Source organism: Bifidobacterium longum subsp. longum JCM 1217, from assembly GCF_000196555.1.
GTDB lineage: Bacteria > Actinomycetota > Actinomycetes > Actinomycetales > Bifidobacteriaceae > Bifidobacterium > Bifidobacterium longum.
In genome coordinates this window covers 1,779,133-1,793,097 of sequence record NC_015067.1, presented here as the reverse complement: position 1 = coordinate 1,793,097, position 13,965 = coordinate 1,779,133, and the positions used below count along the sequence as shown (strand labels likewise).

Here is a 13,965-nt window from a genome sequence, read left to right as displayed (position 1 = left end):
ATATGTCCTCGGTCCGTTTCCGGTATGGCCTTCGGCGTGGTTTCGGTGTGGAACCGGAGCGGTCGCCGGTGCGCTTCGGTGTGCGTTCCGGTGTGCTTCCGACGTGCTTATGGTTGCCGGTGTTTTGTATGGGTTGTTGCTGTTTTCCGTGTTCTGTTGTTTTCTGTTGTTTTTCTTTTATTCCGGCTGTTCGCCGTGGGTTGATGGTGGGTTGATGGTGTGGTCCGGCCTCTCTGCCGGACGTTTCTGTAAACAAGGTTTACAAATCAATGAGTGTATCCGACATCGCGCATAACGGCAAAGCCGTACGGTGTGGCGCGGCGTTGCGGAGGCGTGGCGTGCGGTGATGGGGGCGTGGCGGCGCGGTGTGGTGCGACGGCGCGGTGCGGCGTTGCGGCGTGATATGGCGGATGTCCGGCGACGTGCCGGTTATCGGAAAAAGATATAGCCGATTCGCGGGCGCGCGGCGACGCGCGTCGCGCGACTCGCCTACGATACCGTTCATGGTCACTCCCAGAATCAGCTATGCGCACCTGCTCGCCGAGCCGAACCCGAAGCATGTCGAGAGCCTTCTGAAGTTCTTCGAGGCGGGGCGCTCCAAGCGCGGCACCGGTGGTTTAGGTGTCGAGATTGAGCATCTGCCGGTGCATGACGCCGACGACACGGCCGTAAGCTACTACGAGCCGAACGGCATCGAAGCGTTCCTCAAACGGCTCGCTCCGTATTATGACGAAAGCAAGGAATACTGGGAGAACGGCCATCTGGTCGGACTCGCGCGCGAAGGCGTTGCGGTGTCGCTCGAACCGGGCGGCCAGGTGGAGGCTTCCATCGGCGTGCTTCATGAGCCGGGCGACCTCAACGGCCTGTACGCCGACTTCCGGTGTGAGGCGGACCCGATCCTCGAGGAGCTGGGCTTCCGTTTCGTCAACTACGGATACCAGCCGAAGTCGAGTTTCGTCGACGTGCCGGTCAATCCGAAAGGCCGCTATGACGCGATGACCGACTTCCTTGGCCGCGTCGGCCAGTTCGGTCCGTGCATGATGCGCTGCTCCGCCTCCACCCAGGTGAGCATCGACTATGTCGACGAGAAGGATTCGATCGATAAGATGCGCGTCGGCACCGCCATCGGGCCGATTCTCGCATGGTTCTTCCGCAACACCCCCTACTTCGAGGGCCGTCTCAACCCGTATCCGCTGCTGCGCCAGCGCATGTGGGACTACCTCGACTTCCAGCGCACCAACGTGACCCCCGGCCTGTTCGACCAGCGTTTCGGCTGGGAGGACTACGCGCGTGACGTGCTGTCCACGCCGCTGATGTTCGCCGACCTGACGCACACGCCCGAAGCGGTGGAATCGGGGCTGAGCCGCAAGGAGCTGCATCGCGCCGCCTTCCGTGAGAACGCTGGCGAGGTCTACCCGGACCGCGAGCTCAACGCGTACGAAATCAACCACATCATCTCCACGCATTTCAACGACGTGCGTCTCAAGAACTTCATCGAGTTCCGCCACTGGGATTCGCTGCCGATCGAACGCGTCGAACGGCTCACCGAGATCATCGCGTCCCTGTACTACGTGCCGTCCAACCGCATCCGTCTCGAAAGCTACTTCGACGGGCTCACCGAGGAAGACGTGTTCGAAGCCAAGGCGAACATCCAGGCGCACGGCCGCGAATCCAACCCGTATGGCCAGCCGCTCGACTTCTGGCGTGAGTTCCTCGGCCTCGAGGGCCTGCTCGACGATATTCCCGGAGATCCGAAGCACCCCGACGTGTTCCAGCGCTGACCGGGTTCCATGCCGGCCGTGATTCGGGCCGGAGCGTCCTGGCGGGCGTTCTGGCCCTTGTCGTACCGGCCGCGGCCTGCCAGGTGCCGGGTGTGTTTGGTCTAGGATTACGAAAACCCCGGTCGGTGGTCGGCTGGCCGGGGTCGCGCCAGAACTCCCTGTTCACCATCACCGCCGACACGCACGAGGTGCGCCACAACCCCGAATACTACGTGATGCGCCACTTCTCCAAGTACGTGCGCCCCGGCGCGAAGGTGCTCGGCACCACCAGCCACTTCAACTCCATGGCCATCGCCTTCCGCAACCCGGACGGCACCATCGTGGTCGTGACCCAGAACGCGCTGGAGGACGAACGCCCGTTCGAGTTCGCCGACCCGGCCGACGCCTCCCGTGGCTTCAAGGCCACGCTCGCCCCGCGCTCCTTCAACACCTTCGTCATCGAGTGACCGCACGGAACCCAGAAAGGCGAACACAACCATGACCGCGACCACACCGGAAACCACAGTCGAAACGCTGCCCTACAAGAACCCCGACCTGCCCGCCTCCGAGCGCATCGCCGACCTGCTCTCCCGCATGACCCTCGAAGAGAAGGTCGGCCAGATGATGCAGCTCGACGCCCGCGGTGGCGACCTCGACGAGCTCATCGTGAACAAGCACGTCGGCTCCATCCTGCACACCAGCCCCGAGGACCTGCCGCGCGCCGTCGAAACCGTGAACACCAAGACCCGTCTCGGCATCCCACTCGTCATCGGCGACGACTGCATCCACGGCTACTCCTTCTGGCCCGGCGCCACGATCTTCCCCTCCCAGCTCGGCATGGCGTTGAGCTGGGACCCGAAGGCCGTCGAAGCGGCCGGCCGTGCCACCGCCGAAGAAGTCTCCTCGACCGGCGTGCACTGGACGTTCTCCCCGGTGCTGTGCATCGCGCGCGACACCCGCTGGGGTCGCGTGGACGAGACCTTCGGCGAGGACCCCATGCTCATCGGTGAGATGGCCTCCGCCATGGTCAAGGGCTATCAGGGCGGTGCCCAGGCCGGCGAGACGCTGCCGAAGGACGCGATCCTCGCCTGCGCCAAGCACTTCGCCGGATACTCCGAGACCCAGGGCGGCCGTGACGCCTCCGAAGCCGACCTCTCCCACCGCAAGCTCGAATCCTGGTTCCTGCCGCCGTTCGAACGCGTGGCCAAGGAAGGCTGCGGCACGTTCATGCTCGGCTACGAGTCCATCGAAGGCGTGCCGGTCACGTTCAACAAATGGCTGCTGACCGACAAGCTGCGCGGCGCATGGCAATACAATGGCACGCTGATCACCGACTGGGACAACGTCGGCCGCTCGGTATGGGAACAGCATGTCAAGCCCGATTACGTGCACGCCGCAGCCGATGCGGTCAAGGCCGGCAACGACCTGGTCATGACCACCCCACAGTTCTATGAGGGAGCCATCGAAGCCGTAAAAACCGGTCTGCTCGACGAATCCCTGATTGACGATGCGGTAGCCCGCATCCTGGCCCTGAAATTCCGCCTCGGCCTGTTCGAAGACCCGCGCCTGCCGGATGCCGAACGCATCAAGGCGGTCATCGGCTCCGCCGAACACCAGCAGACCAACCTGGAACTCGCCCGCGAATCCGTCGCCCTGCTGCGCAACGACGGCGCCCTGCCGTTCGCCGCAAACAAGGCCAAGCGCATCGCTGTGGTAGGCCCGCTTGCCGACGACGCCCAGAACCAGCTCGGCGACTGGACCGGCAACTCCGGTCAGGTCTCCTGGATGCCGGATGGCCAGCCTCGAGGCATGATTACCACCGTGCTCGACGGCCTGACCCAGCTCGCCTCCGACGATTGCGAAGTGGTCTACTCGCGCGGCGCGAACGTCATCGACCTCGTGCCTGACCCTGCCGGCGAGTTCTACCCGGACGGCCAGCCTCGCCCGAAAATCGGCGTTTCCGCCGCCGTCGATCGAGCAATGATCGACGAAGCCGTGGCCAACGCCCGCCAGTCCGATCTGATCGTGGCCGTGGTCGGCGACGTGGTCCAGCTGGTCGGCGAAACCTGCTCCACCGCCACGCTCGAACTGCTCGGTGGCCAGAACGCCCTGCTCGACGCGCTCGCCGCCGTCTCGCGCGAAACCGGCAAGCCGATGGTCACCGTGCTCATCAGCTCCAAGCCGCAGGTGTTGCCCGCCTCCATCGTGGGCGAGTCCAGTGTATTCGCCAAGCGCGTCAGCGACCCTGAAACCGGCACCGGCTCCATCCTGTGGGCGCCGAACCCGGGCATGCGCGGCGGTCAGGCCATCGCCGAAATAATCCTGGGCCTGACCAGCCCGTCGGGCCGACTGCCGATCACCTTCCCGCGCCACGCGGGCCAGCTGCCGGTCTACTACAACCAGATTCGCGGCCAGCACGGCGACCGGTACGCCGACCTCACCCAGGATCCGGCGTTCGCGTTCGGCGAAGGCCTGAGCTACACGACGTTCGCATACGGCGAACCGACCATTACGGGCGGCGCAAGCAACGCCGACGGCACATTCGCCGAAACCGACACCGTACGTGCCGAAATCACCCTCACCAACACCGGCGAGCGCGCCGGCGTGGAGATCATGCAGGCCTACATCGGCGACATCGTGACCTCCTACAGCTGGACCGACCGCGAATTGAAGGCGTTCCAGCGCGTCGCACTGGAACCCGGCGAGACCAAGACCGTCATCTTCGAGATCCCGGTGGCGAACTGCACGATCGTGGACCCGGACGCCAACCGCATCGTCGAGCCCGGCGAATTCGAACTGCTCATCGGCCACTCCTCGCGCCGTGAGGACCTGAAGCGCACCACGTTCACCGTGGCGTGAGTGAGTCTGACAATCGCCGGATAATAACAAAGTGGGATGAGGCTCGATGCCCCATCCCACTTGTTGGCTTGTTGTACTGTTGCGATGTTGCTGGTCAGCGTCAGTCGGACGTGGTGATGTGCTCCACATCCCAGCGCACGCCGAGCACTTCGGGCGCGCAACTGGCGTTCGAGCCCTATCAGCGCGCCCAATGCCGTGCCGAGCACAATGCGTACGGTGCAGTCGAGAATGATGGCCAGAGAAAACGTGGTGAACATGAGGATTCACCTCCTGAAAAGTAGACGTCAGGAACTTCCCGCACACCCTACAGCGCCAGCCCGCCTCCCGCAACTACGTCGCCGCGTTCGGGTGGTTCGGGCTCCGTGCGGTGAGTGGGCCGCGGCCGTATGATGGAAGCGCGGGTGGTCCGGGATTGGTCCGGGACTGTTGGATGCGGCGGGAGGTGTCATGGTTCCTATCGAGCACGTGTACGACCAGATTCGCGCGTTTGCCGCTGATGCCGGCGCTCGCAAGGTCGTGCTGTTCGGTTCTCGCGCAAAGGGCGTGAACCGGCCTAAAAGCGATATCGATCTTGCCGTGGCCGGTTGTCCCGATTTCAATCGCTTGGAGCAGAACCTTCAGGACAATCTGTGGTCACTGCTTAAAGTTGATGTCATCAATCTGGATGAGCCGATTTCTTCATCGCTGAGGGCGGAGATTGAGCGTAGCGGAAAGGTGCTGTATGAAAAAGTATGAGAATTACGTTTCCGCATTGAATTCGCTGCGCAAGGCTCCCGAACAGGATCTCGGCAATGATTTCATCCAGAGCGGCATTATTGACAAGTTCGGGTTGCAGTTCGAGCTTGGTTGGAAACTGTTCAAGGCGCTGCTGGCTTATGAGGGAGACCCTGTTTCCGCTTCCGGCTCTCCGCGAGATGTGCTCAAAACCGCTTTTCAATACTATGATTTCATGGACGAATCGTTGTGGCTGCGCATGCTGCGCGATCGCAATGATTCTGCTCATATCTATGATGAAGAACGAGCTCGGCGTCTTGTGGACGCCATCATCGCTGATTACATCCCCGAGTTTGAGCGTGCAAATCAGGGGTTGGTCGCTCGCTACGGTGAAGCATTGAACGATTAGCGTGACAGGTATGGCATCGGGCGCGCTGGGTGTTGGCGAACGAATTAATGGGGTGAACCTCGGCAATTGGCTGGTGCTGGAGCGGTGGATGAAGCCGGGGATTTTTGCCGCCAGCGGCGAGGCGGACGAGATCTGGCTGCATCGGGCTACGAAGTCGGCTGAGCTGGAGGCTTTGCTGACGCGGCATCGCGACACGTATATTACCGAGGCCGATTTTCGGAACATTGCCGCACATGGCTGCAATCTGGTGCGTATTCCAGTGCCGTATTTCGTGTTCGGGGATGTGCCCGGTCACCCGGGCTGTACCGAGTATCTGGACAGAGCGTTCGACTGGGCCGAGCGGACCGGGCTCAAGATTCTTATCGACCTGCACACGGTGCCCGGCTCGCAGAACGGATTCGATAACGGCGGCCTCACCGGCGTGGTGCGCTGGCATCGTAGCCCGCGAGCGGTCGCCTATGCGCTGGATGTGCTGGTCCGTCTGGCTCGCCGGTATCGCGACCACGCGGCGCTGTTCGGTATCGAAGTGCTGAATGAGCCGATTGACTGGCTGACGTATGCCATGTCACCATCGAGCAGGCAGGCGAAAGACCGGTCCGAAGCGCGAGGAAGCGGGCCTATTCCGATGGCGTTCCTCAAGCGTTTCTACCGCGAGACATACCACCGGTTGCGCCCGATTCTGGCAGGGAATCAAGTCATCGTGTTCCATGACGGCTTCCGACTGGGCCGTTGGCGGGACTGGTTCGTGCGCGAGGGCATGCGGGGCGTCATGCTCGATACGCATGTCTATCTGGTCATGGCCGAGCAATTCCCGCTGTTCCGTCTGATCCCGGATCGGTGGCTGATGGGCTGGTATCGCTTGTTCGTGCGCTGGAACGAACGCCGCATCCGCCGGGCCGCGCGCTATACGCCGGTGATTGTAGGGGAGTGGTGCGTGGCTAATGGTCTGGTAAATCGGGTGGTCGATAAGCGTACAGGCGATGGTGGCCGCTCCAAGGAAAACGCCATGCACAGTGCATCTATCAGAGGCTCTATTTACCGCGAGATCGCCGCCATGCAACGCAAGGCATGGAACGTGTCCGCCGGGCAAATCTATTGGAGCTACCAATTACGTGGTAATCGTGATTTCTTGCCTACCATCGACCCGCAATCCGACACGTCACGCCTCGACCCTTGGGATCTCACTCACGTCTGGCACGCCGGTTGGATGGTGTAATGAGAACGAAATCGCTCTCTGGTGGCATGATTCGAGCCAATTGTGTAAGGTAGAGAGTGAGCTTCGTGACCCGGCCTATCCTTTGCGGCGGGGTGGGTTGCGGGTTCGAGATGAGAAGTCAGCCGCCGCTGGCACTTGATTCGTCCGCGCGGACGAATACCGCGAAAGCAGGGTGCCTAGCCCAGTGGCTGGGTGATACGGTTGGGCCAACCGAAGCCACTACCGATTCCACTTCGAAAGTAGTGGATGATAGTCATGCAGAAGACTGTAAAACATGGCTTTTCATCTCAGGAGGGACATCTGGCTCAGATGTCCCTCCCTTATTTTTCGGCAAAGGGGGAGCCGTGAATATAACGAAGACAAAGGAGTATGCATTGGCGCAAGCCCATGCTGCGGCTCTCCTGTATCATGAGCGACTTGAAGGCCGTTCAATAAAAAATCACTGTGAAGATGATCTGACTCTTGCCATTGTTTGGGACTCGGGAAATTTCGCTCATCTATGTGGCTTGGATTATTATCTGGATGATTCCAAGCGATGTCGTCTTCCTCCTAGAAAGCTCTATGAGGATTTGCTTAGGGGACGCAGAATCTCACCTAAGCGAGTGAGTCCTCTGGGGCGCCGATCATGACCGTGGGGCCTCCCTGAATGCAGGCCTGAATCTGGAAATGCCGCCGAGCTACACCGACGACCAGATTGTCTACGCCGTCCGCGACGGCCTAATCATCCCCGCCCAGCTCGATCGTATGGCTCAGGGCATGATTGACTTGGTAAACAAGACCCGCGCTGCAATGAGCATCGATAATTACCGTTTCGATGTGGACGCCCACGATGAAGTCGCCCATCAGGCCGCTATTGAATCCATTGTGATGCTCAAGAACGACGATGCGATTCTGCCGCTGAACGCCGACCCAGTCGCCAATCCGTCCGCCACGCCCCAGAAGATCGCCGTTATCGGCGAATTCGCCCGCACCCCGCGCTACCAGGGCGGCGGCTCCTCCCACATCACCCCCACCAAGATGACCAGCTTCCTCGACACGCTCGCCGAGCGCGGCATCAAGGCCGACTTCGCCCCCGGCTTCACGCTCGATCTGGAACCGGCCGACCCGGCCCTCGAATCCGAGGCCGTGGAAACCGCCAAGAACGCCGACGTTGTCCTCATGTTCCTGGGCCTGCCGGAAGCCGCGGAATCCGAGGGCTTCGACCGCGACACCCTCGACATGCCCGCCAAGCAGATCGCCCTGCTCGAACAGGTCGCCGCCGCGAACCAGAACGTCGTGGTCGTGCTGTCCAACGGCTCCGTGGTCTCCGTGGCCCCGTGGGCCAAGAACGCCAAGGGCATCCTCGAATCCTGGTTGCTCGGCCAGTCCGGTGGCCCGGCGCTCGCCGATGTGATCTTCGGCCAGGTCAGCCCGTCCGGCAAGCTCGCCCAGTCGATTCCGCTGGACATCAACGATGACCCGAGCATGCTGAACTGGCCGGGCGAGGAAGGCCACGTCGACTACGGCGAGGGCGTGTTCGTCGGCTACCGCTACTACGACACCTACGGCAAGGTTGTGGACTACCCGTTCGGCTACGGCCTGAGCTATGCCACGTTCGAGATCGCTGACGTCGCCGTTGCCAAGACCGGCGCGAACACCGCCACCGTGACCGCCACCGTGACCAACACCTCCGATGTGGATGCCTCCGAAACCGTGCAGGTGTACGTTGCACCGGGCAAGGCTGACGTGGCTCGCCCGAAGCACGAGCTTAAGGGCTTTACCAAGGTGTTCCTCAAGTCCGGTGAGTCCAAGACCGTGACCATCGACCTCGACGAGCGCGCGTTCGCCTACTGGTCCGAAAAGTATAACGACTGGCATGTGGAGTCTGGCGAATATGCCATCGAAGTGGGCGTGAGCTCCCGCGACATTGCCGACACCGTTGCCGTGGCCCTCGATGGCGATGGCAAGACCCAGCCGCTCACCGAATGGTCCACCTACGGCGAGTGGGAGGCCGATCCGTTCGGCGCCAAGATCGTGGCCGCCGTGGCCGCCGCCGGCGAGGCCGGCGAGCTGCCGAAGCTTCCGGATAATGCGATGATGCGCATGTTCCTCAACTCCATGCCCATCAACTCGCTGCCCACCCTGTTGGGCGAAGGCGGCAAGAAGATCGCCCAGTTCATGGTTGACGAGTACGCCAAGCTGAGCAAGTAATACTACGCAAACTGCCAGCTCCCTTTTCTGAGATTCAGAGAAGGGAGCCAGTTTGTGTATAGGGCATATGTGGGATTCGTTGTCTAGGCAACACACCGATTGTTGTATATGCAACTGTTGTATATGGGTCTCTTTATCATGAATTGTTGCGTATGCAACAATGTGGGGTGAAGGCGCATACGCGCATGGCCTCGCATGGTACGGAGGACAATGGATCAGCATATTCTCAGCATTGAGATGCGAGCGGTGACCAAAGCCGTCGACCGCTATCTCGGTGAGAGCATGCCGCTTTCCGCTAAGGAGACCACTGGCGGCAACGCGCATATCATCATGTTCCTGGCTCGTAACCGGAATCGTGAAATCTACCAGCACACCATCGAACAGAAGTTCTGTATCACCCGCTCCACCGCTTCGCGCGTGCTGGCGCTTATGGAAAAGAAAGGGCTTATTGCCCGCGAATCGGTGGCGCATGATGCCCGTTGCAAGCGTATCGTCCTGACCGATAAGGCGGACGCCATCGTCGCCGATCTCAAAGCGAACGGCGAACGCGTCGAACGTCTGTTGGTTGATGGCTTTTCCGAAAGCGAGAAAGCAGCCCTACGTGACTACGTCAGTCGCATGCGCGCGAACATCGACCGCGCACAACATGAATTTGAACATCAAACACTCCCTCAGTCACCTGTGGTGATGGCTCCCGATCAAGACGGAGCGGAGGTTGCTAACACGAAGGAGGAGAACGAATGAGTGATACCGCAGAGGCAATCGCGCAGGCGCGCAAAGCCGTCGAACCGGACAAGCCCAAACATGTACTGCGCACGCTGGGCCATTCGATTCGTGAATACAAGAAAGCCAGCATCCTGGCTCCGGTGTTCGTGGCGGTCGAAGGTATTCTGGAAATCCTGATTCCGACCATCATGGCTTCGCTGATCGATGAGGGTATCACCGGTGGCAGCATGCCGGCCACCGTCAAGTTCGGCGTGATTCTGCTGGTGTGCGCGATGGTTTCGCTGGGTGCCGGCTTCCTGTCCGGAAAGTACGCGGCCGTGGCCGGCGCGGGCTTCGCCAAGAACCTGCGCAAGGACCAGTTCGAGAAGGTGCAGGGCTTCAGCTTCACCAATATTGACCGGTTCTCCACCGGTTCGATCGTGACCCGACTGACCACCGACGTGACGAACCTGCAGAACGCCTACATGATGATCATTCGTCTGGGCGTGCGTGCCCCGATTATGGTGGTCGTATCCTGGCTGTTCTCGTTCCGTATCTCCCCGTCGATTTCCATGGTGTTCCTGGCCTGCATCCCGATTCTGGCCATCGGCCTGTGCGGTCTGGCCGTGCTCGTGCATCCGGTGTTCGAGCGCGTGTTTCACACCTACGATGCGTTGAACAACGTGGTCGACGAGAACCTGCAGGGCATCCGCGTGGTCAAGTCCTATAACCGCGAATCCTTCGAGGTCTCCAAGTTCGGCCGCATCTCCCAGCGCATCTTCAAGGACTTCACCAAGGCTGAGCGCATCATGAGCTTCAACAGCCCGCTGATGATGATCTGCATCTACGGTTCGATGATCCTCATCGCATGGATGGGCGCGCAGCAGATCGTCGCCTCCGGCAACAACCCCGCCGTGGGCCTGACCACCGGCGACCTGACCGCACTGGTCACCTACGCCATGCAGATCCTTATGGCCATGATGATGCTGTCCATGATCTTCGTCATGGTGATTATTTCTCAGGCTTCTGCCGAGCGTATCTGCCAGGTGCTGCAGGAGGAAAGCACGGTGCAGAACCCGGCACAGCCGGTGACTGACATGGCCGACGGCTCCATCGAATTCGACCATGTCACCTTCCGCTACTCCGACAGTTCCGAAAAGCCCGTGCTTGACGACATCAACCTGAAGATCCGCTCCGGCATGACCGTCGGCATTGTCGGCGGTACTGGTTCGGCAAAGTCGTCTCTGGTACAGCTCGTGCCGCGACTGTACGACGTGAGCTCCGGTTCGCTGAAGGTCGGCGGCGTGGATGTACGCGACTACGATCTCGAGGCGCTGCGCGATCAGGTGGCCATGGTGTTGCAGAAGAACGTGCTGTTCTCCGGCACTATTGCCGAAAACCTCAGGTGGGGCAACCCGAACGCCACCGATGAAGAGATTCGCCATGCTGCGCAGCTCGCGCAGGCCGATGGATTCGTTCAGGAATTCCCCGATAAGTACGACACGTACATCGAGCAGGGCGGTACCAATGTGTCCGGCGGACAGCGCCAGCGCCTGTGCATCGCCCGTGCGCTGCTGAAGAAGCCGAAGATTCTGATTCTCGACGATTCGACCAGCGCCGTCGATACCAAGACGGACAAGCTGATCCGTTCCGCGTTCCACAACGAGATTCTGGACACCACGAAGATCATCATCGCCCAGCGCGTGGCCTCCGTGCAGGAATCCGACATGATTCTGGTGATGGATTCCGGCCGCATCATGGCGTCCGGCACACACGACGAACTGCTCGCCACCTGCGATGAATACCGTTCCATCTACGAATCCCAGACCAAGAACCAGGCCCAGCCCGAAGAACTGGCCGCTGCCGAACAGGCTGCTGAGTCATCTACCGCTGAGCCGTCCGAAACCGTGACGGTGACAGTGACCATGCCCACGGCCGATACCAGCGCAGCTGATGCCAATGCAGCCGATACCAAGGAAGGAGAAGCACGATGAGCAGCGACCAGAGTTTCAAGAACCGCAAGCCCGCCATGGGCAAAGCCGAGCCTGGCACCATCAAGCGCATCTTCAGCTACATCTTCCAGTACAAGTGGCGTGTCATCGCCATCGTGGTGTGCATCTTGGTCGGTGCCGCCGCGCAGGCCGGTTCCGCGCTGTTCCTCCAGTCGCTCATCGACACGTACATCCTGCCGATGGTGGGGGAGTCGAACTCCGACTGGGCCCCGCTGCTGCGGGCCATCAGCCTGATGGCGGGCCTGTATGTGGCCGGCATCGTGGCGTCCTGGCTGTGGCAGTGGCTGATCGTCACCGTCGAGCAGGGCACGCTCAAGAAGATTCGTGACGACATGTTCGCCCACCAGCAGAAGCTGCCGATCCGCTACTTCGACAGCCACGAGCACGGCGACATCATGAGCCACTACACCAACGACACCGATACGCTGCGCCAGGCCATCTCGCAGTCGTTCCCGCAGATGTTCTCCTCGATTATCTCCGCGGTCGCGGCGCTGCTGTCCATGCTGTGGCTGTCCATTCCATTCACCGCGTTCGTAATCGTGTTCACCGTTCTGCTCTACTTCATCGTGCGCAAGATCGTGAGCCGCTCCGGCCGCTACTTTGTCAAGCAGCAGCAGTGGATCGGCGACGTGAACGCCTTCGTGGAGGAATCCGTCAACGGCCAGAAGGTCATCAAGGTCTTCAACCATGAAGACGCCACCCAGAAGACCTTCGACGAGAAGAACGAGGAACTCTTCGAGGCGTCCGCCGAAGCGAACACCTGGGGCAACGTCACCATGCCGGTCGTCGGCAACATGGGCTACCTGCTCTACATCCTGCTTGCCATCGTCGGCGCCGCCGTCTCGCTGGCCGGCGTCAACGACATCGGTCTGACCGGCGTCAAGCCGCTCACCCTCGGCACGCTCGTCTCCCTGCTGACCCTGTCCCGCTCGTTCATCAACCCGATCGGTCAGGTCTCTCAGCAGCTGACCATGGTGATGATGGCGCTCGCCGGTGCCTCCCGTATCTTCAAGCTGATGGATGAGCCCATCGAGGAAGACAAGGGCACCGTGACGCTCGTGAACGTGGAACTTGGCGAGGATGGCCGCACCATGACCGAAGTCGACCACGAGACCGGCCACTGGGCATGGAAGCGCGAGGTCGGCGACGACGGTACGAGGTCTCTGAAGGCCGCAGAAAAGCTCAAGGGCTCGGCCCGCGAGGTGGCGATGAAGGCCAAGGAGCAGGCGATCACCTCGCCCGACGGCCGACTGACCCTGCTGCGCGGCGACGTGCGCTTCACCAACGTGACCTTCGGCTACAACCCGGACAAGCCGGTGCTGCACGGCATCACCTGGTTCGCCAAGCCCGGCCAGAAGATCGCGCTCGTCGGCGCCACCGGTGCCGGCAAGACCACCGTGACCAACCTCATCAACCGGTTCTACGACATTCAGGAAGGCCAGATTCTGTATGATGGTATCTCCGTGGCCGGCATCAAGAAGCCTGACCTGCGCAGGTCTTTGGGCATCGTGCTGCAGGACGTGAACCTGTTCACCGGCACCGTGATGGACAACATCCGTTACGGCCGCCTGAACGCCACCGATGAGGAATGCATCGAGGCCGCGCGTCTGGTCAATGCGGACAGCTTCATCCGCATGCTGCCCGGGGGATACAACACGGTGCTCGAAGGCGACGGTTCCGGCCTGTCCCAGGGCCAGCGCCAGCTGATCTCCATCGCTCGCGCGGCGGTGGCCGATCCGCCTGCGCTGATCCTTGACGAGGCCACGTCCTCGATTGATACGCGTACTGAAGAGGTTGTGCAAGCTGGTATGGATAACCTGATGAAGGGCCGTACGGTCTTCGTCATCGCCCACCGCCTGTCCACCGTGCGCAATTCCGATGTGATCATGGTGCTCGACCACGGCAACATCATCGAGCGTGGTTCGCATGACGAGCTGATCGCGCAAAAGGGCGAGTACTACCAGCTGTACACCGGCGCGGTGGAGCTGGAGTAGCCGGTACGCCTGCAAAAACCGCACCTCGATTATCGGGTTGAAGCAATTCTCATCCGGTGGTTGGGGTGCGGTTTTCTATGTTGAGAGCCGTGTGTTGGCGCAGGAT

The 13,965-nt window shown here is 61.1% G+C and carries 10 protein-coding genes; all 10 read left to right on the top strand.

Features of this window, described 5'->3' with window-relative positions; translation table 11 throughout:
* The first annotated feature begins 503 nt into the window (after positions 1-503).
* The 10 genes from BLLJ_RS07755 to BLLJ_RS07705 all read left to right on the top strand — a co-directional run bounded on the left by BLLJ_RS07755 (position 504) and on the right by BLLJ_RS07705 (position 13,859).
* Positions 504-1,781: a glutamate-cysteine ligase family protein gene (locus BLLJ_RS07755; protein WP_013410698.1), complete on the top strand. Its 1,278-nt coding sequence runs from the start codon at positions 504-506 to the stop codon at positions 1,779-1,781.
* Between the two features lie 125 nt (positions 1,782-1,906).
* The gene (locus BLLJ_RS07750) at positions 1,907-2,227 is read left to right on the top strand and encodes a glycoside hydrolase family 30 beta sandwich domain-containing protein (RefSeq protein ID WP_013410699.1); all 321 of its coding nucleotides are present in this window, start codon (positions 1,907-1,909) and stop codon (positions 2,225-2,227) included.
* 31 nt (positions 2,228-2,258) lie between these two features.
* Entirely contained in the window at positions 2,259-4,619 is a 2,361-nt protein-coding gene (locus BLLJ_RS07745; protein WP_013582886.1) for a glycoside hydrolase family 3 N-terminal domain-containing protein, read from the top strand.
* A 447-nt stretch (positions 4,620-5,066) separates the two neighbouring features.
* A complete protein-coding gene (locus tag BLLJ_RS07735; RefSeq protein ID WP_007052490.1) occupies positions 5,067-5,354 on the top strand; it encodes a nucleotidyltransferase family protein in 288 nt (95 codons plus the stop codon).
* Positions 5,341-5,742 carry a nucleotidyltransferase substrate binding protein gene (locus BLLJ_RS07730; RefSeq protein ID WP_007052491.1) on the top strand — a complete coding sequence of 134 codons (402 nt, stop codon included), beginning with the start codon at positions 5,341-5,343 and terminating at the stop codon, positions 5,740-5,742. Before BLLJ_RS07735 ends, BLLJ_RS07730 begins: the two co-directional genes overlap by 14 nt.
* Positions 5,743-5,752: 10 nt before the next feature.
* Positions 5,753-6,958, top strand: a complete 1,206-nt coding sequence (locus BLLJ_RS07725; protein WP_032740878.1) for a glycoside hydrolase family 5 protein — start codon at positions 5,753-5,755, stop codon at positions 6,956-6,958.
* Positions 6,959-7,624: 666 nt separating this feature from the next.
* A complete protein-coding gene (locus BLLJ_RS07720) occupies positions 7,625-9,148 on the top strand; it encodes a glycoside hydrolase family 3 C-terminal domain-containing protein (RefSeq protein WP_013582884.1) in 1,524 nt (507 codons plus the stop codon).
* Positions 9,149-9,358: 210 nt separating this feature from the next.
* Positions 9,359-9,892, top strand: a complete 534-nt coding sequence (locus tag BLLJ_RS07715; protein WP_003830203.1) for a MarR family winged helix-turn-helix transcriptional regulator — start codon at positions 9,359-9,361, stop codon at positions 9,890-9,892.
* Positions 9,889-11,847 (top strand): ABC transporter ATP-binding protein, encoded by a 1,959-nt coding sequence (locus tag BLLJ_RS07710; RefSeq protein WP_013582883.1) that lies wholly within the window; start codon positions 9,889-9,891, stop codon positions 11,845-11,847. Before BLLJ_RS07715 ends, BLLJ_RS07710 begins: the two co-directional genes overlap by 4 nt.
* Entirely contained in the window at positions 11,844-13,859 is a 2,016-nt protein-coding gene (locus BLLJ_RS07705) for an ABC transporter ATP-binding protein (RefSeq protein WP_013582882.1), read from the top strand. The genes BLLJ_RS07710 and BLLJ_RS07705 overlap by 4 nt, the downstream gene beginning before the upstream one ends.
* The last annotated feature ends 106 nt before the right edge of the window (positions 13,860-13,965 follow it).

What these genes read in the sequence shown, in the direction of transcription:
- BLLJ_RS07755 (WP_013410698.1), top strand. Translation starts at nt 504, where the DNA reads ATGGTCACTCCCAGAATCAGCTATGCGCACCTGCTCGCCGAGCCGAAC.
- BLLJ_RS07745 (WP_013582886.1), top strand. Translation starts at nt 2,259, where the DNA reads ATGACCGCGACCACACCGGAAACCACAGTCGAAACGCTGCCCTACAAG.
- BLLJ_RS07735 (WP_007052490.1), top strand. Translation starts at nt 5,067, where the DNA reads ATGGTTCCTATCGAGCACGTGTACGACCAGATTCGCGCGTTTGCCGCT.
- BLLJ_RS07730 (WP_007052491.1), top strand. Translation starts at nt 5,341, where the DNA reads ATGAAAAAGTATGAGAATTACGTTTCCGCATTGAATTCGCTGCGCAAG.
- BLLJ_RS07725 (WP_032740878.1), top strand. Translation starts at nt 5,753, where the DNA reads ATGGCATCGGGCGCGCTGGGTGTTGGCGAACGAATTAATGGGGTGAAC.
- BLLJ_RS07720 (WP_013582884.1), top strand. Translation starts at nt 7,625, where the DNA reads ATGCCGCCGAGCTACACCGACGACCAGATTGTCTACGCCGTCCGCGAC.
- BLLJ_RS07715 (WP_003830203.1), top strand. Translation starts at nt 9,359, where the DNA reads ATGGATCAGCATATTCTCAGCATTGAGATGCGAGCGGTGACCAAAGCC.
- BLLJ_RS07710 (WP_013582883.1), top strand. Translation starts at nt 9,889, where the DNA reads ATGAGTGATACCGCAGAGGCAATCGCGCAGGCGCGCAAAGCCGTCGAA.
- BLLJ_RS07705 (WP_013582882.1), top strand. Translation starts at nt 11,844, where the DNA reads ATGAGCAGCGACCAGAGTTTCAAGAACCGCAAGCCCGCCATGGGCAAA.